The 22,207-nt window shown below is 68.4% G+C and carries 20 protein-coding genes; 7 read left to right on the top strand and 13 right to left on the bottom strand.

Going from position 1 to position 22,207, the window contains the following annotated elements; genetic code table 11:
• From NQK81_RS33835 to NQK81_RS33805, 7 genes are all read right to left on the bottom strand, one after another.
• Entirely contained in the window at window positions 1–396 is a 396-nt protein-coding gene (locus NQK81_RS33835) for a hypothetical protein (RefSeq protein WP_257484699.1), read from the bottom strand.
• 80 nt (window positions 397–476) lie between these two features.
• Window positions 477–647 carry a hypothetical protein gene (locus NQK81_RS33830; protein ID WP_257484698.1) on the bottom strand — a complete coding sequence of 57 codons (171 nt, stop codon included), beginning with the start codon at window positions 645–647 and terminating at the stop codon, window positions 477–479.
• Between the two features lie 1,052 nt (window positions 648–1,699).
• The gene (locus NQK81_RS33825; protein WP_126732780.1) at window positions 1,700–2,590 is read right to left on the bottom strand and encodes an AurF N-oxygenase family protein; all 891 of its coding nucleotides are present in this window, start codon (window positions 2,588–2,590) and stop codon (window positions 1,700–1,702) included.
• Window positions 2,587–3,468: a crotonase/enoyl-CoA hydratase family protein gene (locus NQK81_RS33820; protein WP_257484697.1), complete on the bottom strand. Its 882-nt coding sequence runs from the start codon at window positions 3,466–3,468 to the stop codon at window positions 2,587–2,589. Before NQK81_RS33820 ends, NQK81_RS33825 begins: the two co-directional genes overlap by 4 nt.
• The gene (locus tag NQK81_RS33815; RefSeq protein WP_192743108.1) at window positions 3,458–4,057 is read right to left on the bottom strand and encodes a TetR/AcrR family transcriptional regulator; all 600 of its coding nucleotides are present in this window, start codon (window positions 4,055–4,057) and stop codon (window positions 3,458–3,460) included. Before NQK81_RS33815 ends, NQK81_RS33820 begins: the two co-directional genes overlap by 11 nt.
• Before the next feature lie 29 nt (window positions 4,058–4,086).
• Entirely contained in the window at window positions 4,087–5,013 is a 927-nt protein-coding gene (locus NQK81_RS33810; protein WP_257484696.1) for an NAD(P)/FAD-dependent oxidoreductase, read from the bottom strand.
• 88 nt (window positions 5,014–5,101) lie between these two features.
• The gene (locus tag NQK81_RS33805) at window positions 5,102–8,668 is read right to left on the bottom strand and encodes a discoidin domain-containing protein (protein ID WP_257484695.1); all 3,567 of its coding nucleotides are present in this window, start codon (window positions 8,666–8,668) and stop codon (window positions 5,102–5,104) included.
• A 255-nt stretch (window positions 8,669–8,923) separates the two neighbouring features.
• Here NQK81_RS33805 and NQK81_RS33800 point away from each other — a divergent pair, with 255 nt between their 5' ends.
• Window positions 8,924–10,807 (top strand): elongation factor G, encoded by a 1,884-nt coding sequence (locus NQK81_RS33800; protein ID WP_257484694.1) that lies wholly within the window; start codon window positions 8,924–8,926, stop codon window positions 10,805–10,807.
• A gap of 59 nt (window positions 10,808–10,866) precedes the next feature.
• Window positions 10,867–11,610: a GAF and ANTAR domain-containing protein gene (locus NQK81_RS33795; protein WP_257484693.1), complete on the top strand. Its 744-nt coding sequence runs from the start codon at window positions 10,867–10,869 to the stop codon at window positions 11,608–11,610.
• On the opposite strand, the gene NQK81_RS33790 is transcribed toward NQK81_RS33795, so the two are convergent.
• Both NQK81_RS33790 and NQK81_RS33785 read right to left on the bottom strand, forming a co-directional pair.
• Window positions 11,607–12,746: a Gfo/Idh/MocA family protein gene (locus NQK81_RS33790; protein ID WP_257484692.1), complete on the bottom strand. Its 1,140-nt coding sequence runs from the start codon at window positions 12,744–12,746 to the stop codon at window positions 11,607–11,609. The genes NQK81_RS33795 and NQK81_RS33790 overlap by 4 nt on opposite strands.
• 88 nt (window positions 12,747–12,834) lie before the next feature.
• Window positions 12,835–13,206, bottom strand: a complete 372-nt coding sequence (locus NQK81_RS33785; RefSeq protein WP_126732772.1) for a MerR family transcriptional regulator — start codon at window positions 13,204–13,206, stop codon at window positions 12,835–12,837.
• A gap of 64 nt (window positions 13,207–13,270) precedes the next feature.
• On the opposite strand from NQK81_RS33785, the gene NQK81_RS33780 reads away from it, so the two are divergent.
• Window positions 13,271–14,497, top strand: coding sequence for an MFS transporter (locus NQK81_RS33780; RefSeq protein WP_257484691.1), 1,227 nt, complete (start codon window positions 13,271–13,273; stop codon window positions 14,495–14,497).
• Here the strand turns inward: NQK81_RS33780 and NQK81_RS33775 are convergent.
• Entirely contained in the window at window positions 14,418–15,314 is an 897-nt protein-coding gene (locus tag NQK81_RS33775; protein ID WP_257484690.1) for a LysR family transcriptional regulator, read from the bottom strand. The two genes, NQK81_RS33780 and NQK81_RS33775, sit on opposite strands and share 80 nt — an antisense overlap.
• A gap of 86 nt (window positions 15,315–15,400) precedes the next feature.
• On the opposite strand from NQK81_RS33775, the gene NQK81_RS33770 reads away from it, so the two are divergent.
• On the top strand, window positions 15,401–16,729 hold the full coding sequence (locus tag NQK81_RS33770; RefSeq protein WP_257484689.1) for an aspartate aminotransferase family protein: 1,329 nt from the start codon (window positions 15,401–15,403) through the stop codon (window positions 16,727–16,729).
• Between the two features lie 65 nt (window positions 16,730–16,794).
• Here NQK81_RS33770 and NQK81_RS33765 read toward each other — a convergent pair whose 3' ends face one another.
• A complete protein-coding gene (locus NQK81_RS33765; protein WP_257484688.1) occupies window positions 16,795–17,598 on the bottom strand; it encodes an alpha/beta fold hydrolase in 804 nt (267 codons plus the stop codon).
• A gap of 14 nt (window positions 17,599–17,612) precedes the next feature.
• On the bottom strand, window positions 17,613–18,467 hold the full coding sequence (locus NQK81_RS33760; protein WP_257484687.1) for a bile acid:sodium symporter family protein: 855 nt from the start codon (window positions 18,465–18,467) through the stop codon (window positions 17,613–17,615).
• 181 nt (window positions 18,468–18,648) lie between these two features.
• Between NQK81_RS33760 and NQK81_RS33755 the strand changes: the two genes are divergently transcribed.
• Window positions 18,649–19,182, top strand: a complete 534-nt coding sequence (locus tag NQK81_RS33755) for a DM13 domain-containing protein (protein WP_257484686.1) — start codon at window positions 18,649–18,651, stop codon at window positions 19,180–19,182.
• On the opposite strand, the gene NQK81_RS33750 is transcribed toward NQK81_RS33755, so the two are convergent.
• Entirely contained in the window at window positions 19,179–19,808 is a 630-nt protein-coding gene (locus tag NQK81_RS33750) for a TetR/AcrR family transcriptional regulator (protein ID WP_257484685.1), read from the bottom strand. The genes NQK81_RS33755 and NQK81_RS33750 overlap by 4 nt on opposite strands.
• 60 nt (window positions 19,809–19,868) lie before the next feature.
• Here NQK81_RS33750 and NQK81_RS33745 point away from each other — a divergent pair, with 60 nt between their 5' ends.
• Both NQK81_RS33745 and NQK81_RS33740 read left to right on the top strand, forming a co-directional pair.
• Window positions 19,869–20,300 (top strand): RpiB/LacA/LacB family sugar-phosphate isomerase, encoded by a 432-nt coding sequence (locus NQK81_RS33745; protein ID WP_257484684.1) that lies wholly within the window; start codon window positions 19,869–19,871, stop codon window positions 20,298–20,300.
• 262 nt (window positions 20,301–20,562) lie between these two features.
• Window positions 20,563–22,200: a glycosyl hydrolase family 18 protein gene (locus tag NQK81_RS33740; RefSeq protein ID WP_126732763.1), complete on the top strand. Its 1,638-nt coding sequence runs from the start codon at window positions 20,563–20,565 to the stop codon at window positions 22,198–22,200.
• The last annotated feature ends 7 nt before the right edge of the window (window positions 22,201–22,207 follow it).

The raw sequence follows: 22,207 nt of genomic DNA, 5'->3' as shown, positions 1-22,207 counted from the left end.
CTACTCGCCCCCTTTCGACTGGAAGACGACGACATACTCTTCGCGCACCGGCACGGAGGTGCTGACCACGTCTTCGTCGCAGGAAACCCACGCGAAGAAACTCGCGGGCGCTCTGACCGGGACCAGCTCGCGACCGAGATTGAACGACGCGGGCGCGCCCATGGAACGCAGTCCGGCGGTGAGGAACAGGGCGTCGTCGACAGGATCGAGAAAGCCGAATTTCTTTCGCTGATAAGTACGCAACCGAGCGACAGCCCGCGTGAGGTCGAAAGATCCGGCGCGGCTCCCCTCGAGCGCGGGCCATCGCTCGATCCGATACCCACCCGCAGGATCACGGACGGATTCGACGAATTCACCTGCCCGCCGCCCTGCTTCTTTTACTCTCACTGAATTCATCTTTCCGTCGCGATACGTCCGGGAGAGGGGCGCGGGCCCGAGACCCGCGCCCCCGTCGACTCACGTCAGGCTCGACCGGCTCAGACCTGCTGGCAGTGGAACCAGTTGCACAGGTGGCCGGGGCAGCACTGCGAGTCCCAGGCACAACCGTCACCCGGCATGCCACAGGCCTCCTCGACCACGGTCGGCTCCGCGTAGAGGTGCTGGAGCATCCCATCGCCGAGCTTGGCACTGATAGTCACCTTGGGCATTCTTTCCTCCTTTTGACATGAGGCACCGACGGTCGGACCCCAAGTTTTTCGCGCACGCCGAAGAGAAGTCGAGACGTGCGAACACGAGACAGAGTGAAATGCGGGTATGCCGGCCGGAAAGACGCCGCGCTTACCCGTGCACACCTTCGGACAAGGCGTGCACGAGCATAAAAGGTCCCCAGTTCGTCATTGTGGCGCGCCTTCCCCCAGTATCGGCGAGCACTGCACACGGGCACCCGACGGCGCCCGTGCTTGCTTCCCCAGTAATTCTTTGTTTTCCGACCGGAAATTTCCCGGCTTGCTTCCCCAGTACGTCTCGATTCAAGCTAGCACGCGGGATTGATGCCCGCAACAGAGCCATTGAACCGATCTTCGACACCGGCATTACGACAGAATGCGCGCGCCTTACGCGATGGGAAATGAAAGAAATGCCCACCGCGGCGATCCCGCGGAAAGCGCATGACGCGGAACGCCGGCCCCCAAGGCTCGTCCGCGATCTTGACCGTATTGACCTGCTCGACAGGCAGGCAACTCTCCGGTGAAGAGTTCACCTGCTTGGAGCAAAGTGACTGAATGTCCACCCGATCACAGCGCTCCGTGATCGCGGCCCATCGAGGGAAGCTCGTTGCACCCCGGAGGCGCCCACGCGCGCGAGCCACCGGCGACGGGCGCACCGAGCCGAGCCCGGCGGTCCACTGTGGACCGAAGCACGTTTCTTTTCTTCGCTCAGAAGTATTCGGTCGTCAAACGCCAGGAGGCCGACCTGCGCCCGCCCTCCTGGTCGCCTGATCAGCGCCGGGCGAGGACGCGCTTGCCCAGCCAGCCCGCGTAGACGGCCAGTCCCGCGAACCCGGCCTTCCGCGTTGGGGCCCGCCGCGATCGCCAGGCCGATGGCGAGTTCGGTGGCGCCGTTGCGGTAGGTCCAGTTGCGGACGTCGTCGGCGAAGGCCATCTTCGTCACGGGTTCGAAGGCCGCCGGGACGGCGAAGTGGGCGAGTCCGGTCGCGGCGATACCGAGGCCGAGGAGCTTGGACATGGAGTGCCTTCCTTGTTCAGTCGAGGACGCCGGCGCGGCGCCAGAGCCGGCGGCTCGGGCCGCCGATGAGGCCGATCTCGGTGAAGTGTTCGACGGCCTTGGCCGCCCACGCCGCCTTGGTCCGGCGCCAGTGCGGGTTCGCGGTGGCGACCTGGCGGGCTTCGCGCGGGTCCAGGCCGACAGAGGTGTATGCCTTGGGGTGCAACAATTCCGACGTCGCGACGTAGGCCATCCCGGCGATCGCCCAGCGGATCAGTTCGCGGCCGACGCGGCCGTGGCGCGCCCAGGCCCGGCTCAGTTCGTCCTTGGCGAAGCTGATGTGCCGTGCCTCTTCGATGACGTGGATGCGTGAGATCATCCGGATCATCGGCTGCAGGCTGTCGTCGCGCATCATCTCGCGTTGCATGCCGTCGGCGAGTTCTTCGACGTAGATGGCGCCGGCGAACAGCAGCGCGGGGCCGCAGATCGCGCCGAACAGCTTGCCCGCGCGGTGCGCCGAGCGGCTCGGGCGCCGGACGACGCCGCCGCTCTTCTCGATCGAGCGGGCGAACATGGTGCTGTGACGGCATTCGTCGGCGATCTCGGTGAGCGCGTACTGGGCGTTGTGCGTCGTCGGGTCGCTGTTGTAGACGTGGCGCACGAGGCCCTGCATGAGGATCAGCTCGAACCAGATACCCGACGCCGCCGCGGCCGCCGCCTCTTGGCGGCTCAGCTCGGCGCGCTGGCCTTCGTCGAGACGTTCCCAAAGTTCCGTGCCGTACAAGGAACATCGTTCCGGCGCCTTGCCGTACGCGCCGTCGACCAGCGGTGCCAGCCAGTCGACGTCGACGTCCGGGTCGTAGGACAGCCGTGCGGCGGAGCGCTGCAGGCGCTCGGCGACGCGTTCGCTCTCGGTGTTCGCGGTCATGACGACCTCCTCGAATCCTCGTGTTCGGGCAGCGGTCCGCCGCCGTCCGGGATGACCTGCCCGGAATCCCGGTAGGCCACCGCCTCGTGGAAACCATCGCGTTCGGCGAACTCTCGGAACCAGCGGCCTTCGGGGGTGTGCCGGGTGATGCCGTCGAAGAGCGTCGCGAGGGTCTGGGTGCCGGAAAGGCCCATGTTGTCGTAGGCCTGGTTGATCATCAGTTTCTGCATCACCAGCTGGTTCGTCGGCACGCCCGCCATCCGGTCGGCCAATTCCTCGACGGCCGCTTCGAGCCGTCCGGGTTCCACCGCATCGAGCGCGAGTCCCCATTCCGCCGCGGTGGCGCCGTCGATGGTGTCGCCGGTGAGCAGCATCCGCTTCGCGCGCTGGGCGCCGACGCGGTAGACCCACATCGCGGTCGTCGGGCAGCCCCACACCCGTGCGGGCGGATAGCCGATGCGCGCGTCGTTCGCCATGATCAGCACGTCGCAGGACAGCGCGATGTCGCTGCCGCCCGCGATCGCGTGGCCCTGCACCTGGCAGACGGTGGGTTTCAGCGATCGCCACAGGCTGAAGAAGTCGTCGGTGTTGCGCTTCATCACCCGGTAGTCCTTGACCGGATCCCAGACCGGGCCCTGGTTCCAGCGGCCTTCGGCGTCGTCCTCGGCGAACTGTTTGAGGTCGTATCCGGCGCAGAACGACCGGCCTTCGCCGCGCACCACGATCACCCGGACCGCGTCGTCCTCGTTCGCCAGCTCCACGGCCTGCCGGATCTCGCGCGGCATGACGTCGTTGATCGCGTTGAGCCGCTCGGGGCGGTTCAAGGTCAGGTACGCCTTGCGGTCTTCGACGCGGTACGTGAGCGTCTCAAACGCCATCGGAACCTCCCAGCGCGCGCAGGGTGAACGTGACCAGCTGCGGGATCGTGTCCGGTCCGCTTTCGCCCGCCAAGGGGCCGACCAGCATTTCCGCGCCCGCGCCGACCAGCGCCGCGGCGGTCGCTTCCGCGTCCTGCGGGGGCAGCAGTCCTCTCGTCACGCCGTCGGCGATGTTCCTGGCGATGACTTCGCGGAACGCGCGGCGGAACACCAGGCGTTCGGCCTCCACGACGGCGTCGACCGGTTCGGCCAGCAACGCGTACGCGAGTCTCGGTGCCTTCAGCGCCCGCCCGGCGAAGGTCTCGATCACGGCGACCACGCGTTCGCGGACGTCGCCTTGGGACGCGGCGGCCTCGACGGCGTCCACCTCCCGGGAGACCACCTCGCGGAAGACCTCGACGACCAGGTCGGCCTTGGACGGGAACTGCCGGTACACGCTGCCGGTGCCCACGCCCGCCCGCGCGGCGACCGCGGCCATGGAGCAGCCCGCGTACCCGGTCTCGGCCAGCAGCGCGACGGCCGCGGCCAGGATCTCGCCTCGCTGCGAGTCCAGTCTTGCCTGCGTCTTCGGGGTCCGGCGGTACGGCATGGCAAGGAGTGAAGCACGGATTCCGCTCTTCAGTCCAGCTCTTCCTGGAACAGTTCGTGATCCACCGCGGTGGCCGTCACGAAACCCATGGCGGCCGCGGTCACCACGAACGTCATGCCCGGCGGGCACGACTCCCGCCGCGCCAGGTCACCCGCGGCGAAGACACCCGGCACGCCGGTGAATCCGACGTCGTCGATCCTCACGGTTCCGTCGTCCTGGAGAACGCAGCCCAGTTTCCCGGCCAGCGGGTCGGCCTGCCGCGTGGTGGCGTGCAGGAACACCGCCGCGCATTCCACCGGGTCGCCTTCGCGGAAGGTGATCCGTTCGACTTCGTCGTCGGGTCCCTCCACACTTCGCACCGGCTCGCGGCGCACGTGGACCGCACGTTCGCCCAGCAATGCCTCATCTTCGACGGACAACGGGAAACCGTTGGCGCACAAGGTGACATCCTGGCTCCATCGGGTCAGCTGGGCGGCGAACATCGCGTCCTGCCGCCCCTCGGTGGCCAGGACGGCCAAGGGCCGGTCCCGGAATTCCCAGGCATGGCAGTACGGGCAGCCGAGCACGCTCTTCCCCCAGCGCTCGGCCAGCCCCGCGATCCCTGGCAGGTCCTCGATCACTCCGGTGGCCAGCACGATCCGGCGCGCCTTCACCGAACGCCCGTCTTCGAACGAGACGATGAACTCGCCGCGATCGCCCTCGACGGACCGGACCCTGCCCTCGCGCAGGCGGACCTCCGGGTACTCCGCCAGCTGCTCGCGACCGGCGGCCCGCAGCGCGTCCGGATTCATCCCGTCGCAGGCCAGGAGCCCGTGTACGCCCGCGGCGGTCGAATTCCGGCCCGCGCCGCCATCGATCACCAGCGCGCTGCGCCGGGACCGGCCGAGCACCAGCGCGGTGGTCAACCCGGCTGGTCCGGCACCGATGATCACCGCGTCATACCCGGCATCGCGCACGGTTTGGCCTCTCTGTCCGGGAGTCGGGTCAGCACCCGCATACCCGGGCCGCCCGCCGGGAAACCTGCTCCCGGCGGGCGCCACGCACTCAGTTGCGGTTGATGGTGAACGTGCTCGTCGTGTTCCGGATGTCCTCGGCGTTGTCGCTCAGGGTGAGCCCGGTGAACGTCGCCGAGCCGACAGCCGGGCCCTGACCCGGTTCCGGCAGCTCGTTGACCCAGATCCCGATCCCCGACTTCGCGTCGAACTCGTCACCGCTGCGGTGCGCCCCGGTGATCGACACGTTCGTCAGCACCGTGTCCTCGACCGGGTTCTCCGGACGGTTCCCGGTGTACTTGGTCTGGAACATGATGCCGCTGTATGTCGGGCTCTGGATGTCCACATCGGACACCCGGATACCGCGGAACTCCTTGGAGGCGGAGAACATCCAGATCGCCGGGAACGTCTGCTGCCCCCAGAAATGACCACCGGTGCGGACCAGTGACACGTTCTGGACGGTCGTCGGCTGCGGGCCGAACCCGAGGAACGGATAGCCGAAGTCGAGCGAGCTGATCGTGATCCCGGAGTACGTCAGCGTGTCCGCGATGTAGAGGTTCCGGAAGGTGTTGCTGTACCCGCCGTACACTGCCAGCCCGGCCGCGCGCCACGGAAGCAGCACGGTCAGGTTCTCGAACACGTTGTCGTACTGGTTGCCCGCGTTGAGGTCCGTGGCCGCGAACAGGGCGAAACTGTCGTCGCCGGTGGAGCGGGCTTCGTTGTTGGTGACCCGATTCCCCGTGCTGCCGTTGGTGAAGTTGAGCCCGTCGGCGAACATGTCGCGGATCCGGGAGTTCTTCACCGTCGTGTTGTCCACATTGGTCGCCCACAGCAGGCACATCTGGTGCTCCACCCAGATGTTGTCGATGGTCATGTTCGTGACGTTCGTGAAGTTGAAGACCTTGCCGGGGCCGTCGATCCGGGACGTGTAGTTCCCGAACACGGCGAACCCGCCGAACGTCGAACCGCTCGCGCTCGCCTGCGCGTCGAAGCCGATGTCGGTGTTCTCCTGCCCGGCAGGCGCGGTGAACCTCGTGAACCACGGCCCGGCGCCGAGCACCGTGATCGGCTTGCCGTACACGGTGACCTTGCTCGTCATCGGATACTGCCCCGGCGGCAGGAAGACACCGGTGAGGTTCGGGTCCTGGCGGACCTTGTCCAGCGCGGCCTGCACATCCTGCTGGGTGAACCCGGCCGGGACGGCGTAGCGCGCCGGGTCGGGGTTCGCGGCCGCGGTGGCCAGCTCGAAGTTCACGAAGTCGATCGCGTAGTTCAAGCCGTTCCCGGCGTCCTTCTGCAGCTTGATCTTGTGCCCGGCGGGCACGGTCGTGCCGAGCAGCATGCTGGCCTCGTCGTAGATGTGGCGAGGGGGCCCGGCTCCCGGGGAGTTCTGCGGGGACGCTTCGGGGCCGTAAAGCCATGCGTGGCGCGAAGTCAGGTCGATGGCTTTCAGGAACGTGCCGTCGACGTAGACGTTCAGCGTCGAGTTCTGCCCGCCGCCACCCGCGGCGTCCGGCATCGAGAACCGGGTCACCAGGGTGTTCGTGGCCGCGCGCGTGGTGAATTCGACCGAGGAGCCGGTCGAATTCAGCGTCACGGCCTTGCGGCCCGACGCTTCGCCCGCGAGATCGCCGATCTTCCGGTTCGGGCCGATCACGGACGCCCCGCCGGCGACCACACCGTCTTCGGCCTCGTACATGTCGTAGGGCATGTTCGCGCCGCGGCCGACGAACAACGCCTGCGTGCTCGTGTTGTTGCCCTGTTTCGCGGGCAACTCGTTGGCGTCGTTCGCGACGACGGTCTTGACCGTGTACCGGCCGTTCCCGGCCGTCCAGGTGCCGACGTTCACCGGCGGTGCCGTGGCCCCGGCCGCGATCGCGCCGGTGTACGAGCCGGTGAGGGTTTTGACGACGGCGCCGTTCTGGTCGGTGATCGTCACCGTGACGCCGTGCGCGCCGCCGGCCGAAGCGACCGTTCCCTGGTTGCGCACCGTGGCGGAGAACGTCACGGTGTCACCCGCCGTCGGGTTGTTCGGCGACCAGGCGGTGGCCGCGACGAGGTCGGAGCTGGCCACCGGGCTGACGACGAGTGCCGTCGCACCGGTGTAGGAGTTGTTGCCCTCGTCCTGTTCGACGACGGCGTTGGCCTCGTCGACCTTCGCGGTGAGCTGGTGGCTCCCCGTCTCCCTGGCGCCGATGTCCGCCGACACCGTCGTGGACGCTCCGGCCGCGAGCGCGCCTACAGGTGCTGTGCCGACCTTCGCGGTGCCCAGGTAGAGATTCACGTTCGTCGCGCCCGAGGCCGCCGTTCCGGCGTTGCGGACAGTGGCAGACACGGTGATCGCGTCGGTCTCCACCGGGTTCCGCGGCGACCACGAAACCCCCGAGACCGTCAGGTCGGGGTTTGGCGCGGGAACACCGAAGACCTGGAACTCCGCGGCCTGTCCACCGGGGGCACCGGAGTTGGCGGTGATCCTCAGTCGGACGTCGGCGGCGCGGCCACCGGCCGGGATGGTGACGGTGTTGCCACTCGACGGGGTGAAGGTGTACGTCTGCGCGGGCACCAGCGTGGTGAACGTGGTCGCGCCCTGGTCACGCCCTTCGACGGCGATCGTCTGCGTGCGCTGTGCCCACGCGGGATCCGGGTTGAGCTTGACGACGATCCGGTCGAGATCGGCGTTCGACCCGAGCGCGACGGTGAGCAGGTTCGGGTACGCCGCGCCCTCCCAATAGGTGGTCACGGAGTCGTCGTTGGCGTTGGCCGCGACGTAGGAGTGCTGCACCGAAGACGCCGTGATCGGCTTGCCCAGGGCGAGGTTCGTCCCGGCGCGCGTACCGGTCCTCGTCACCGTGCCGCTGCTCGGCGACTGGTTGCCCGCCGCGTCGCGGGCGCGCACGGAATAGGCGACCGTCGCGCTGTCGGGCTGGTCGTCGGTGTAGGTCAGGACGTCCCCGGCGACGCTGCCACGCAGTTGCCCGTTGGCGTACACGTCGTAGCCCGTGACTCCGGTGTTGTCGGCCGACGCCGACCACGTGAGCCGGATCTTGCCGCTCGACGGCTCGGTGTAGGCGAGGTTCCCCGGCGCGGACGGTGGCTGCGTGTCCCCGCCCGCGGGACCGCGCACCTCGAACTCCGAGAGCTGGGCCGAGGGCCAGCCGGTGTTGGCGGTGATGTTCAGCCGCACGAACCTGGTGTTCCCCGTGACGTCGAGGGTGACCGTGTTGCCGGTCGCCGGGTCGAACCGATGGCCCGCCGACGGCACGAGGTCGCTGAAGCTCGTGCCGTTCGCGCTCCCCTGCACCGAGAAGGTCTGGGTGCGGGCTTCCCAGCCCGAGGGCAGTTTGAGCACGAGCCGGGCGATGTTCGTGGCCGCGCCGAGGTCGGCCTGGATCCACTGTGGGAACTGGTTGTTCGTGCTTTCCCAGTAGGTGGCCTGGTTGCCGTCCCCGACGTTCGAAACGGCGTAGCCGGCCAGCTGGCTGCTGGCGGTGTAGGTCGCGTCGGCGGCTTCGGCGGCGGCTGATGCCGGGGCGTCGTTCGCCGCGCTGGCGGGTGGAGTGAGGAGAAGGGACAGGGCGGCGAACACCACCGCGCACGTCAGTGGGCGCTTCGTTCTCATGACATTCCTCTGTTCCGGGAGCTGAGCGGAATCTTCCTGACTCTTGTCATGTTCTTGCGCTGAAATGTCCAAGAATTACAGCCCACCGAGTGCCGCAAGTCAACGCCCGGCCATAAATCGTGTGACCGGCCGGAAACCCGCTGCTAACGTCCGGCCCGACCAGGTGCTTCCCCGGAAAGAAGGAGAACGGCGTGCGCCGAGCTGTCGAGTCCCCGAGCCGTATGGACCTTTCGACAGCCCTGGAGCCGTTCATCCATGGAGTACCTGAACCTGGGCATCCTCGCCCATGTCGACGCCGGTAAGACGAGCCTGACGGAGCGCCTGCTCCATCACACCGGTGCCATCCGCACCCTCGGCCGCGTCGACGCCGGGAACACCCACACCGACACGATGGAACTGGAACGCCGCCGCGGGATCACGATCCGCTCGGCCGTCGTGGCCTTCCGCGTCGGTGACCTGCGCGTCAACCTGATCGACACGCCCGGCCACCCGGACTTCATCGCCGAGGTCGAACGCGCGCTGCGAGTGCTCGACGGTGTCGTTCTGGTCGTTTCCGCAGTCGAGGGAGTGCAGGCACAGACCCGTGTGCTCATGCGCGCGCTCACCCGCCTGCGGATCCCCGTGCTGATCTTCGTCAACAAGGTCGACCGGGCGGGCGCCCGCCACGAGGGACTCCTCACCGACCTCGCCGAACGTCTCGGTGTCGCCTGCGTGCCGATGTCCGAAGTCGACGGCATCGGCACGGGTAACGCGAAAGTCCGGCCGTCCTCCCTGCCGGCGGCGACGGCCGAACGGCTGGCCGAGCACAGCGATGCCTTCCTCGCCGCGTATCTCGAAGACACGGTGACGGCCGGGGACTGCCGGGCCGAACTCGTCCGGCAGACCCGGCTCGGTCTCGTCTCCCCCGTCTTCTTCGGCTCCGCGCGCAGTGGCGCGGGCATCGCCGAACTGACCTCCGGTATCCGCGAATTCCTTGCCGGAGCGGCGAAACCGGTGCCGGACGACCGGTTGCGTGCCACCGTGTTCAAGATCGAACGCGGCCGCGCGCACGAGAAGATCGCCTACGTCCGGGTGTTCTCCGGCGAGATCGGCGCGCGGGACCACGTCCGATTCCATCGGCGGGGACCTGGCGGGACGGTCACGAAGGAGGCGAAGGTCAGCGCGGTGCACGTCTTCGAACTCGGCGACGAGACCGTCGAGGGCCGGGCGCGGGCCGGTCGGATCGCCAAGGTCACCGGGCTCAAGGAGATCCGGATCGGCGACCTCGTCGGCGTTCCCGACGGCGAGGACGGCGCCGCACGGTTTCCGCCGCCCGCCTTGGAAACCGTGGTCGGTCCAGCCACGCCCGCGGTGTTCGCGGCCTTGCAGGAGCTGGCGGAACAGGATCCGCTGATCACCGTCCGGCAGGACGACGAGACCCGCCGGATCTCGGTGCGGCTCTACGGCGAGGTGCAGAAGGAGATCATCGCGGAGACGCTCGCCGCTCAGCACGGCCTCGACGTCACGTTCAGCCTCACCCGGCCGGTCCGCGTCGAGCGGCCGGTCGGCACCGGGCATTCGGTGTGGTTCATCACGGAGAAACGGAACCCGTACTTCGCGACGCTCGGGCTTCGAGTCGGCCCCGGCGCACCCGGTTCCGGCCTGACCTTCGGCCTCGAGGTCGAACTCGGCTCCCTCCCGCTCGCCTTCCACAAGGCCATCGAGGAGACCGTCGACGCGACACTGCGAAACGGCCCGTCCGGCCGGGAGGTCATCGACTGTGTGGTGACCGTCACCCACACCGGCTACTTCAGCCCGGTCAGCGCGGCGGGTGACTTTCGCAAGATCACCCCGTTCGTGCTGGCAGAGGCCCTCCGGGAGGCGGGAACGGAGGTACTCGAACCGGCCAGCCGGATCGAGGTGGAACTGCCCGCCGACACGGTGACCGCGACGCTCTCCCGGCTCGTCGAACACGGCGGCACCGTCACCGGTTCGGTGACACAGGGCGACCGGGCCGAGCTGACGGGTGTGCTGCCCACGGGCGAGGTCGCCCGGTTCGAACAGCGGTTGCCCGGGCTCACCCGCGGCGAGGGCCTGATGAGCACCGAACCGGCGGGTCACCGGCCACGGGTTAGCCCGAATCGGTCAATGCCCGGCTAGCCGGAACGAGTACGTTCTTGGTGGTCGGCGAAATCCGCCGTCCGAGGGAAAGGGCCACGATGGATCAGTTTCGCGACACCGCTTCGGCGTTGCGGGAGCTCACCGAGTCGATGCGGCTCGACGAGCCCCGCGACGAGTTGCTGGAACGGGTGGCGAAGAAGGTGATCGGCCTGCTGCCGGGCGCGGACGCGGCCACGGTGACGCTGTACTCCGACGGCGAACCGAGCACCGTCGCCGCCACCGACGAGTCCGTGCTCCCCCTGGACAAGGCGCAGTACAGCGCCGACGAGGGGCCCTGCCTCAAGGCCGCCGAGAGCGGGACGATCGTCCGGACGCTGCTGGACGCCGACGCGGCCGCGCGCTGGCCGGACTTCACGACCACCGCCGAGCTGCTCGGCGTGCGGACCGCGCTGGCCTGCCCGTTGTTCGTCCCCGACGAGTCTCACTTCAAGCGGCGGGAGACCGAGCCGCTGACCGGCGCGCTCAACGTCTGGAGCTACCAGGAGAACGCCTTCGACCCGGTCGAGGCGGCCCTGGTCGCGATGTTCACCTCGGCGATCTCGGCGATCATCCTGACCGCGTCCCGCTGGGCCGCCGCCGAACGACAGGCGGAGACCCTGGTCGCCGCACTGGAGACCAGGGACGCCATCGCCACCGCGAAGGGGATCGTGATGGCGCGTCTGGAGCTGAACGCCGAGGAAGCCTTCCGCTGGCTCACCGAGGCGTCACAGCACACGAACCGCAAGATCCGGGAGATCTCGGTGCTGATCGCGGAAGACCCGGGAGCGGTTTTCGGCCGTTAGGACAGCGAAACCCGGCGGTTCTCGCGCGAGGACTCCAGGCCGGCTTCCGCGAGCCGGATGCCGCGCACGCCAGCCATGAAGTCGTAGGGATGCGGCGCGTCCTCCACGACGTGGCGGACGAACTGCTCCCACTGGGCGCGGAAACCGTTGCCGAAGTCCTCGTTGTCCGGCACTTCCTGCCACTGCGAACGGTACGACCGCGTCTCGGCGAGGTCCGGGTTCCACACCGGCTTCGGCGTGGCCTCCCTCGGCTGGATGACGCATTTGTGCAGGCCCGCGACGGCGCTGCCCTTGGTGCCGTCGACCTGGAACTCGACCAGTTCGTCGCGGTGGACCCGCACGCACCAGGACGAGTTGAGCTGGGCGATGATCCCGCCTTCGAGCTCGAAGATCGCGTACGCGGAGTCGTCGGCCGTCGCGGCGTACCGGTCGCCCTTCTCGTCGACGCGCTCCGGGATATGCGTGACGGCCTTCGCGGTCACGGCGTTGACGGCGCCGAAGAGGTTCTCCAGCACGTAGTTCCAGTGGCAGAACATGTCGACGACGATGCCGCCGCCGTCTTCGGCGCGGTAGTTCCAGCTGGGACGCTGTGCCGCCTGCCAGTCGCCCTCGAAGACCCAGTAGCCGAATTCGCCGCGCACCGACAGCACCTGGCCGAAGAAGCCGCTGTCCATCAGGCGCTTCAGCTTGAGCAGGCCGGGCAGGTACAGCTTGTCGTGGACGACGCCGTTCTTGACCCCGGCCGCTTCGGCGTGCCGTGCCAGCGCGAGCGCGCCTTCGACCGACTCCGCCACCGGCTTCTCGGTGTAGATGTGCTTTCCGGCGTCGATGGCACGGACGATCGACTTCTCGCGGACCGCCGTCAGCTGCGCGTCGAAGTAGAGCGGGAGGTCGTCGTCGCCGAGCGCGGCGTCGAGGTCGGTGGTCCAGCGGGTCAGGCCGTGCCGGGTGGCGATCTCTTCGAGCTTGTCCGCGTTGCGCCCCACCAGGACCGGCTCCAGCTGGACCCGCGAACCGTCGGCCAGCTCGACCCCGCCGGCCTCCCTGATCGCCAGGACCGAGCGCACCAGGTGCTGCCGATAGCCCATCCGCCCGGTGACGCCGTTCATCACGACGCCGAGTTTCCGCGTGGTCATCCGTTCTCCTTTGAAAGCGCTTTCCTGCCCACATCCTGAAAGCGCTTTCTCACCCTGTCAAGGCCGTTGCGAGGAAAGTCCCTCCGGCTCAGGAAGCCGGGTCGTAGGCGCGGACCGCGTCGAGGTACTCGGTGATGGCGTCCCGGTTGCGGAGCAGGCATTCGGCGCGCCGGGTCATCCGGTCGCGTTCGGCCTCCAGGGTTTCGAGCATCTCCGGGGTCGCGTCCGGGAAGTAGATCTGCCGGGGTTTGTCCAGGCACGGCAGGATCTGCTTGATGATCCTGGTCGGCAGCCCGGCGTCGAGCAGGCCGCGGACCTGGATGACCCGGTCGACCGACGATTCGGCGTAGTCGCGGTAGCCGTTGGCCAGCCGCTCCGAGACGATGAGACCCTGCTCTTCGTAGTACCGCAGCAGCCGGCGCGACGTGCCCGTCCGCTCCGACAACTCCCCGATCCGCATGTGCGCCACCTCACCCCGGCCGACTTGACCTTCACATCTATGTGACGGTTCGAGCATACGGAGCATGACTGCGAAACTCCCACTCGGCGCGCTGCTCGCGCTGACCACGGCGGCGTTCGTCACCGTCCTCACCGAAGCCCTGCCCGCGGGGGTGCTGCCCGCGATGAGCGCCGGGCTCGGCGTCAGCGAAGCGGCGACCGGGCAACTGGTGACGGTGTACGCGATCGGCACCGCGCTGACCGCGATTCCCCTGTCCGCGGCGACCGCGGGCTGGCGCCGCAAACGCCTGCTCCTGACCGGAGTCGCCGGGTTCGCCGTCGCCAACACGGTCACGGCGCTGTCCACGAACTATCCCCTGACCCTCGGCGCGCGGTTCGTCGCCGGGATCGCGGCGGGCGTGGTCTGGGCGCTGCTGGCCGGGTACGCCCGGCGGCTGGCGCCGGAACCGGTGCGGGGCAAGGCGATCGCCGTCGTGATGACCGGTATCCCGCTCGCGCTCTCGCTCGGCATCCCGGCAGGCACCTTCCTCGGCGGCCTCTTCGGCTGGCAGGTGACGTTCTCGCTCATGTCGGCGCTCGCGCTCGGCCTGCTCGGCTGGATCGCGCTGGCCGTCCCCGACTTCCCCGGGCAGGACAAGGGCGGCAGGCTCCCGGTGCGCGGGACGCTCGCCGTGCCCGGCGTCGCCGCGGTCCTGTTCGTGACGCTGACGTTCGTGCTGGCGCACAACATCCTCTACACCTACATCGCCACCTTCCTCGAACACGTGTCGATGGGCGGCTCGGTGGATCGGATCCTGCTGGTGTTCGGCCTGGCGTCGATGGTCAGCATCTGGCTCGTGGGTCTCTTCATCGACCGGCGGCTGCGTCCGCTGACCGTCGCCGGGACCCTTCTCGTAGCGCTCGGAGCGACGATTTTGGCGCTGCTGGGCGAAAATCCGGCACTGGTCTACGTCGCCGTGACCCTGTGGGGGCTCGGCTGGGGCGGGATCCCGACGCTGCTGCAGACCGCCGCCGCACAGGCCGGCGACAAGGGCGGCGCGGCGGATATCGCGCAGGCCATGCTGGTCACCCTGTGGAACGCGGCGATGGCGGGCGGCGGGATCGCCGGTGGCGTCCTTCTCGACGGCTTCGGCGCGGAGTCGTTCCCCTGGAGTGTCCTGGTGCTGCTCGTGCCGACGCTGGCCGTGGTGCTGGCGGCGCGGCGGCACGGGTTCACAGCGGCAGTTCCGGATGACTCCGGATCGCCTCGAGAACCAGGTCGACCGCGGCGCGAGGCGCGGACCCGCGCCTGATCGCCGCGGTGATGGAGCGGTCGACCGGCGTCGCGAGCTCACGGGTGGCGACGCGGTAGCGCCGGTCGACGGCGAGGCCGGGCAGGAGCGCGATCGAAAGCCCGGCCTCCACGTGCTGCAAGGTCATCATGTAGTTGCTGAACCGGGCGATCACGCGCGGCTCGAAACCGGCTTCACGGCAGAGCCTGGTGGCGAGATTGGCCATGTACGACTGGGGGACGTCGAACGCCCAGGGCTCGCTCGCGTAGGCGGCGAGGTCGGCGGGCCCGCGGCCCGCTGCCGGATGTCCGGGCGGGACGACCAGCACGATCGGGTCGGTCGCGAGCGGCACCAGGTCGATGTCGGGACCCAGCGGCTGCTCGACGAAGTCCGTGGTGGTGACGATGACGTCGGCGTCGCCGACGCGAAGCGCGGGCATGCTCACATGCGGTTCGAGTTCGAGGAGTTCGATCTGCAGGCGCGGATGCGTGCGCGCCAGCCGGTTCACCGCGGGGACGGCGATGGTGTGGATCGCGCTCTGGAAGGCGCCGAGACGGACGAGGCCAGCCGGGCCCTCAGCGAGGCCGCGCAACTCGGCCTCGACGGTGTCCATGTGGTCGAGGATCTCCCTCGCGCGGCGGGCCAGCATCCGCCCGGCCGGGGTCAGCCGGACGCGGCGGCCAGTGCGCTCCAGCAGCCGCGTGCGCGTCTCGGCCTCGAGGACCGCGAGCTGCTGGGACACGCTCGACGCGCTCAGGTTGGCCGCTTTCGCGACCGCGCGGACGGTGCCGAGCGTGTCCAGCCTGCTCAGCAGGCTGAGCCTCCAGGGGTTGAGCATGGGGCCATTGTTGTACGGATCGGCCGAACAGCACAGCCGGAATCGTGAGCTGGACGTGTCGCTCGAAGGCGACTTACCGTCGGGACATGGCTGCTCCGATCACCGACCTGTCCACCGCCGACCGTTTCTGGGTCGACGCCGACCGGCACCTCGTGCGCTACGCCGGGGCCGGCGATTTCACCCGCGAGATCATCGACCACGCCGCCGGGAGCTACCTGTTCACCGAATCCGGGCGGCGGATCCTCGACTTCACTTCGGGACAGATGAGCGCGATCCTCGGGCACTCGCATCCCGAGATCGTCGAGACCGTCCGACGGCAGATCGGCTCGCTCGACCATCTGTTCAGCGGGATGCTGAGCCGCCCCGTCGTCGACCTCGCGCGACGGCTGGCCGAGACTTTGCCGTCACCGCTGGAAAAGGCGCTGCTGCTGACCACCGGGGCGGAGTCGAACGAGGCCGCGATCCGGATGGCGAAACTCGTCACCGGGAAACACGAGATCGTGTCGTTCGCCCGGTCGTGGCACGGGATGACGCAAGCGGCCGCGAACGCGACCTACAGCGCGGGCCGGAAGGGCTACGGACCGACCGCGCCCGGCAACTTCGCCATTCCCGCGCCGAACTCCTATCGGCCGGATTTCCTTACTCCGGAAGGAGAACTGGACTGGAAACGGCAGCTGGACTTCGGGTTCGAGATGATCGACGCCCAGTCCGTCGGCAGCCTCGCGGCGTGCATCGTCGAACCGGTCCTCAGCTCGGGTGGGATCATCGAGCCGCCGGTGGGTTACTTCGCCGCTCTCCAGGAGAAGTGCCGCGAACGCGGGATGCTGCTGATCCTCGACGAGGCGCAGACCGGCTTGTGCCGCACGGGGAATTGGTACGCCTTCGAACGCGACGGCGTCGTCCCCGACATCCTCACGCTGTCCAAGACGCTGGGCGCCGGCCTCCCGCTCGCGGCGGTGATCACGAGCGCCGAGATCGAGCAAGAAGCGCACGACCGCGGCTACCTGTTCTTCACCACGCACGTCGCGGACCCGCTGGTGGCGGCCGTCGGGAACACCGTGCTCGACGTCCTCACCCGCGACCGGCTCGACGAACGCGCCACCGAACTGGGCGCCTTCCTCCGCCGGGGCCTCGACGACCTCGCCGCGCGTCATCCCGTCGTCGGCGACATCCGCGGACGGGGCCTGCTGGTCGGCGTGGAACTCGTCGTCGACCGGGCCACGAAACGCAGTTCCGACGAACTGGGCGCGCTGGTCACGCGGCGGTGTCTCGAACTGGGGCTGCACATGAACATCGTGCAGTTGCCGGGGATGGGCGGGGTCTTCCGGATCGCTCCCCCGCTGACCGCGACCGAGGACGAACTGGCGGAGGGGCTGGCCGTGCTGGACAAGGCGATCGGGGACGTCAGCACGTAGAGGCAAGTCGGTCGTGGGGCGCGCTGGTCGTGAGTGGCGTTTCGGGTTCTAACCCGAAACGCCACTCACGACCCACTGAACTCACGAAGCAACCGAGCGACCTCGCCCGGCCGCTCCAGGAACGGCGAGTGCCCGGCGTCCTCCACGACCTCCACGCGGGCGCCTGCCGCCGAGTACCGCGCGAAAGTCTTGTCACAGTCGTAAAACCGGTCCCGTCGCCCGAGAATCACCAGGCACGGCAACGACAGGGCCGCCAGTTGCGCATCGAGAGGACGAAACGCGAGCAGCCGCGCCCGTTCCACGAGGACCACCCGGGCCATCGCGGGCGCGGTGACGGCGTGATCGGCCAAGTCCTGCAAGGGATCGCCGAACCAGCCGCCTCGGCGGAACCGGGAAGCGAACCGCACCCACGGCCGATGAGCCACGAGCCGCACGAGCGCGCTGACCATCGGCAACAACACCGAACTGCCCGGCGGAAAAGACGCGTAGCTGTAGTCCGGCGCCTGTCCGATCAGGACCAGGGAACCGATTCGCGGGGAGACCGCGGCCAGCGCCAAGGCGACGTCCGCACCGAAGGAGTGACCGGCGACCAGGACATCCTCGAGGCCCAGCGCATCGAGGACACCGGCCACCATGCGCGCCTGCGACGCCGCGTCCAAACCCGCGGAACCACCGGTGCACCCGTGTCCCAGCAGATCCACCCGGATCACGTGATGGGTCGCGGCCAGGCCGAGCGTGAGCCGGTCGAACCAGTGGACCGACCCGCAATACCCGTGCAGCAACAACACCGGCGGCCCGGAACCGTCCTGCCGGACGTGGACGGCGACACCGTTCACGTCGAGGAGGTCACCGATGGGGAGGCGAGGCACATCCCCAAACTAACTCAGACCTGTGCGCTCTCCCTGCTGCGGGACAACAGGAACGCCGCGATCCCGGCGGGGAAGAACATGAGCACGCCGTAGACCCCGGCTGGCACGGCCATCGCCTTGTCGCCGAGCACGGAATACGCCACCGCGATCGCGAGCGTGGCGTTGTGGACGCCGATCTCCATGGCGGACGCGATCGACTGCCCGCGGTCCACCCGGAACAACCGGGGCACGTAGTACCCGATCGCGAGGCTGAGCACGGAAAGCGCCAGCGCCACCGGCCCGAGCGTCCAGATGTTGTCCGCCAGGGTCCGGAATTCCTGCGCGATCGCCGCCGCGATCACCAGGACGAGCACCACGGCCGAGCCGATCTTGACCGGTTTGCGCATCCGCTCGGCCCAGCCGGTGAACCGCGCCCGCACCGCCATCCCGATCACGACCGGGATCAGCACGATCGCGAACACCTGCACGAACTTCGCGGGCTGGAGCCCGACCGAGGCGCCGCCGTCGAGGAACTGGGCCATCGACAGGCCGACCACCAGCGGCAGGGTGAACACGGCGAGTACCGAGTTGATCGCCGTGAGCGTGACGTTGAGGGCGACGTCGCCACCGGCGAGGTGGCTGAACAGGTTCGCCGACGTCCCGCCCGGCGAGGCGACGAGCAGCATCATGCCGACCGCGAGCACGCCTTCGAGACCGAAGAGGACGATGAGGCCGACGCAGACCACGGGCAGCACGATCATCTGGCACACCAGCGCGATGACGGCGGCCTTCGGGTACTTCAGCACCCGCGTGAAGTCGCCGACGGTCAGGGTCAGGCCCAGCCCGAACATGACCAGTGCCAGCGCTACCGGCAGGAGGATGGAAAACATCGCCGAACCCATCGAGGGGCCTCCGTCCGATATGCCCTTTTCAGATCGGCAATCGTGTCAAGCGGCGTGACCGGGGTCAAGGCACCGACACCCAGCCGTGACCCCGCCCGATCGGCCTCGTAAGAGTTCGGTAACCGCCCGAACCGGGCGATCCGGACGGTTCGCACGGTTGAATGTCCCCATGAAACGCAAGCGGGTGCTCGCCGTGGTGGCGGTCGGACTGGTGGTGGCGGTGGCCGCGGGCCTCTACTGGTTCCAGCCGTGGAAGCTCTGGGTGAACGAAACGGTCCAGGAGGCCGCGCCCGTGGTCGCCCAGCCCACGGCTCAGCTCTCCGAAAGTGCCACGCCCGTCCCGAAAGAGCCCTCGGTCGTGGCCACCGGCACCTTGATCAGCCACGAGCACACGACCAGTGGCGACGTCCGGATCCTGCGCGCGGCCGATGGATCGCTGGTGCTGCGCCTGGAGAATCTCGACACGAGCAACGGACCGGATCTGCGGGTCTGGCTCACCGACGCGCCGGTCATCCCCGGCAAGGGCGGCTGGTTCGTGTTCGACGACGGCGCGTACGTGAGCGCCGGGAAACTCAAGGGCAACAAGGGAAGCCAGAACTACACACTGCCCGCGGGCACCGATCTGGCCCGCTATTCGAGTGTGACCATCTGGTGCGAACGGTTCAGCGTCTCCTTCGGCGCGGCCGCGCTTACCAAGGTTTAGGCGAGGCGGTCCACGGCGTACTCCATCTCCGCGCGGACGGCACGCAGATCGATCCCGCCGGGATCGATGATCGAGGCCACGGCGATCCCGCGCAGCTGCCCCACCAGCGCCGCCGCGTACGCGTCGGGGTCGCGGACGCCGGTGATGGAGCCGTCCGCGATCCCGGCGGCGACGGTCTGCGCGATGGCGAACCGGTACCGGCGATCGGCCTCGGTCATCGCCGACCGCACCGCGGGATCGCCGACGGTCGCGTCCGTCCAGAGCACCACGAACGCCCGGTTCAGCGGCGGCATGTCGGTGAGCAGCTCGAAGAAGATGTCCAGCAGGGCGCGCAGCATGTCCATCGGGCTCGGCGTCAGCCCGCCGGTCCGGGTGGCGACGGCGGCGCTGAAGACGTCGGCGAACTTCTCCGCGGCGAACTCGACGAGCCGCTGCACCAGCGTCTCCTTCGAGCCGAACAACTGGTAGACGACGCCGCTGGGATAACCGGTCCTGGCGCAGATCATGCCGATCTTGAGCCGGGCGAAACCGGCCTCGCCGATCAGGCGGGCGGCGGTGTCGAGAATCCGGGTCCGTGCGATCTCCTGGTCACGCTCGACCTGGTGCTCCTCCGCAGACGAGTCCACGGCGCGATCCTCCCATGACTTCCGGTTCGTCACCTGTCGACGCGGCGTTACGATCCGGACATGAGGATCGCCTTCGCCGCCGACGACCGGAACGCCACCACGGACGCCGTCCAGGCGTATCTCGCCGAAGCGGGCCACGAGGTCTCCCGCCCCGCGACGTCGGACGTCTGGCCGGAGCTCGGCGCGGCGGTGGGCAGGGCGGTCGCGGAAGGCGAGGCCGATTTCGGCGTGGTGATGTGCTGGACCGGGACGGGCACGGCCATCGCGGCCAACAAGGTCCCCGGGGTCCGCGCGGCACTGGCCTGGGACACCTGGATCGCCGCGGGCGCGCGCAAATGGAACGACGCCAACGTGCTGGCGCTGAGCCTGAAACGGCTGGCCCCCGACGTGGCCGTGGAAATCACCGACGTCTTCCTTTCCGGTGTCCTCCCTGACCCCGACGAATCGGCGAATATCGCCCGGCTCGGCGAGATGGACGAATTCCGCCGTTGACCGGCACCGAACCAGTGAACGGTTAACGCTGTCGAACGTATTAGGCCGTTCGCAGGAAAATCACCACTCTACGTAGTGATGCTTCCCATATTGGTCCAGACCACGTACCGTCTCCCGCAACAAAGCGTTTCCGCATGGAGGTGGTCGATGAAGACGCATCCCCGCCTGCCCGGCTCCGGCCGCGGCAACGCGATGTCGCCGATTTCCCTTTGACGAAATCATCTCCAAGATCATTTCCCTGCACCGGGTTGTAAGGAGTGAAATGTCGAGAAAAAGATGGCATCTGGTCGGCCTGTTCACGGCCGTGGCGGCGCTGGCGGTCGGTCTGGTGACCGTGCCGGCGAACGCGGCGGGCGGGGTCGGAGCCACCCTGACCAAGGGGTCGGACTGGGGCTCCGGCTGGGAAGGCAAGTACACGATCACGAACAACTCGGGATCGAGCCTGTCCACCTGGACGGTCGAGTTCGATCTCGCGGCGGGGCACTCGATCGCTTCGCTGTGGGACGGCAGCTACACCGTCTCCGGCCAGCACGTGACCGTCAAGAACACCTGGAACGGCAACCTTTCCAACGGCGGTTCCACCAGCTTCGGCTTCAACGTCAAGTACTCCGGCGCCTACACCGCGCCCGCCAACTGCAAGATCAACGGCGGCTCCTGCGACCCGGGCGGCGGTAACCCGACCACGACGCCGACCACCCCGACCACCACGACGTCCAATCCCCCGACGTCGACCAGCACGAGCAACCCGCCGACCACCACGACTTCGAACCCGAACCCGGGCGCGAAGAAGAACCTCGGCTACTTCGTGCAGTGGGGCGTCTACGGCCGCAACTACCACGTGAAGAACATCCACACTTCCGGTTCCGCGGCGAAGCTGACGCATATCAACTACGCGTTCGGCAACGTCACCAACGGTTCCTGCACCGCGAACGACGACACCTACGCCGACTACGACAAGTTCTACGACGCCGCGTCCAGTGTGGACGGTGTCGCGGACTCGTGGGACGCCGGTTCGCTGCGCGGTAACTTCAACCAGCTGCGCAAGCTGAAGAAGATGTACCCCGGCCTGAAGGTGCTGTGGTCGTTCGGCGGCTGGACCTGGTCCGGCGGCTTCGGCCAGGCTTCGAAGAACCCGGCCGCGTTCGCGGAATCCTGCTACAAGCTGATCAAGGACCCGCGCTGGGCCGACGTCTTCGACGGTATCGACATCGACTGGGAGTACCCGAACGCCTGCGGTCTGACCTGTGACACCAGCGGTCCCGCCGCGATCAAGAACGTGGCACAGGCGCTGCGCACCAAGTTCGGCTCCTCGTTCCTGGTCACCGCCGCGATCACCGCGGACGCCAGCAGCGGCGGCAAGATCGACGCCGCCGACTACGGCCCCGCGTCGGCGTACTTCGACTGGTACAACGTCATGACGTACGACTTCTTCGGCGCCTGGGCGGCGCAGGGACCGACGGCCCCGCACTCGCCGCTGACGTCGTACCCCGGCATCCCGCAGCAGGGCTTCAACTCCGACGAGGCCATCCAGAAGCTCAAGGCCAAGGGTGTCCCGGCGAGCAAACTGTTGCTGGGTATCGGTTTCTACGGCCGAGGCTGGACCGGCGTCACCCAGGACGCCCCGGGCGGCACCGCGACCGGCGCGGCACCGGGTACCTACGAGGCGGGTATCGAGGACTACAAGATCCTCAAGAACAGCTGCCCGTCGACCGGCACGATCGCGGGCACCGCGTACGCGAAGTGCGGCAACAACTGGTGGAGCTACGACACTCCCGCGACCATCAACGGAAAGATGGGCTGGACCAAGAACCAGGGTCTCGGCGGCGCGTTCTTCTGGGAGCTCAGTGGTGACACCTCCAACGGCGAGCTCGTCACGGCCATGCGCAACGGCCTGAACTGAGGAGTTT

Origin of the sequence: Amycolatopsis roodepoortensis (assembly GCF_024628825.1) — a bacterium.
GTDB lineage: Bacteria > Actinomycetota > Actinomycetes > Mycobacteriales > Pseudonocardiaceae > Amycolatopsis > Amycolatopsis roodepoortensis.
This window is presented reverse-complemented; position numbering and strand designations above follow the sequence as displayed.

Coding starts and splice junctions, on each gene's coding strand:
- NQK81_RS33835 (WP_257484699.1), bottom strand. CDS start 396: ATGAATTCAGTGAGAGTAAAAGAAGCAGGGCGGCGGGCAGGTGAATTC.
- NQK81_RS33830 (WP_257484698.1), bottom strand. CDS start 647: ATGCCCAAGGTGACTATCAGTGCCAAGCTCGGCGATGGGATGCTCCAG.
- NQK81_RS33825 (WP_126732780.1), bottom strand. CDS start 2,590: ATGACCGCGAACACCGAGAGCGAACGCGTCGCCGAGCGCCTGCAGCGC.
- NQK81_RS33820 (WP_257484697.1), bottom strand. CDS start 3,468: ATGGCGTTTGAGACGCTCACGTACCGCGTCGAAGACCGCAAGGCGTAC.
- NQK81_RS33815 (WP_192743108.1), bottom strand. CDS start 4,057: ATGCCGTACCGCCGGACCCCGAAGACGCAGGCAAGACTGGACTCGCAG.
- NQK81_RS33805 (WP_257484695.1), bottom strand. CDS start 8,668: ATGAGAACGAAGCGCCCACTGACGTGCGCGGTGGTGTTCGCCGCCCTG.
- NQK81_RS33800 (WP_257484694.1), top strand. CDS start 8,924: ATGGAGTACCTGAACCTGGGCATCCTCGCCCATGTCGACGCCGGTAAG.
- NQK81_RS33795 (WP_257484693.1), top strand. CDS start 10,867: ATGGATCAGTTTCGCGACACCGCTTCGGCGTTGCGGGAGCTCACCGAG.
- NQK81_RS33790 (WP_257484692.1), bottom strand. CDS start 12,746: ATGACCACGCGGAAACTCGGCGTCGTGATGAACGGCGTCACCGGGCGG.
- NQK81_RS33785 (WP_126732772.1), bottom strand. CDS start 13,206: ATGCGGATCGGGGAGTTGTCGGAGCGGACGGGCACGTCGCGCCGGCTG.
- NQK81_RS33780 (WP_257484691.1), top strand. CDS start 13,271: ATGACTGCGAAACTCCCACTCGGCGCGCTGCTCGCGCTGACCACGGCG.
- NQK81_RS33775 (WP_257484690.1), bottom strand. CDS start 15,314: ATGCTCAACCCCTGGAGGCTCAGCCTGCTGAGCAGGCTGGACACGCTC.
- NQK81_RS33770 (WP_257484689.1), top strand. CDS start 15,401: ATGGCTGCTCCGATCACCGACCTGTCCACCGCCGACCGTTTCTGGGTC.
- NQK81_RS33760 (WP_257484687.1), bottom strand. CDS start 18,467: ATGTTTTCCATCCTCCTGCCGGTAGCGCTGGCACTGGTCATGTTCGGG.
- NQK81_RS33755 (WP_257484686.1), top strand. CDS start 18,649: ATGAAACGCAAGCGGGTGCTCGCCGTGGTGGCGGTCGGACTGGTGGTG.
- NQK81_RS33745 (WP_257484684.1), top strand. CDS start 19,869: ATGAGGATCGCCTTCGCCGCCGACGACCGGAACGCCACCACGGACGCC.
- NQK81_RS33740 (WP_126732763.1), top strand. CDS start 20,563: ATGTCGAGAAAAAGATGGCATCTGGTCGGCCTGTTCACGGCCGTGGCG.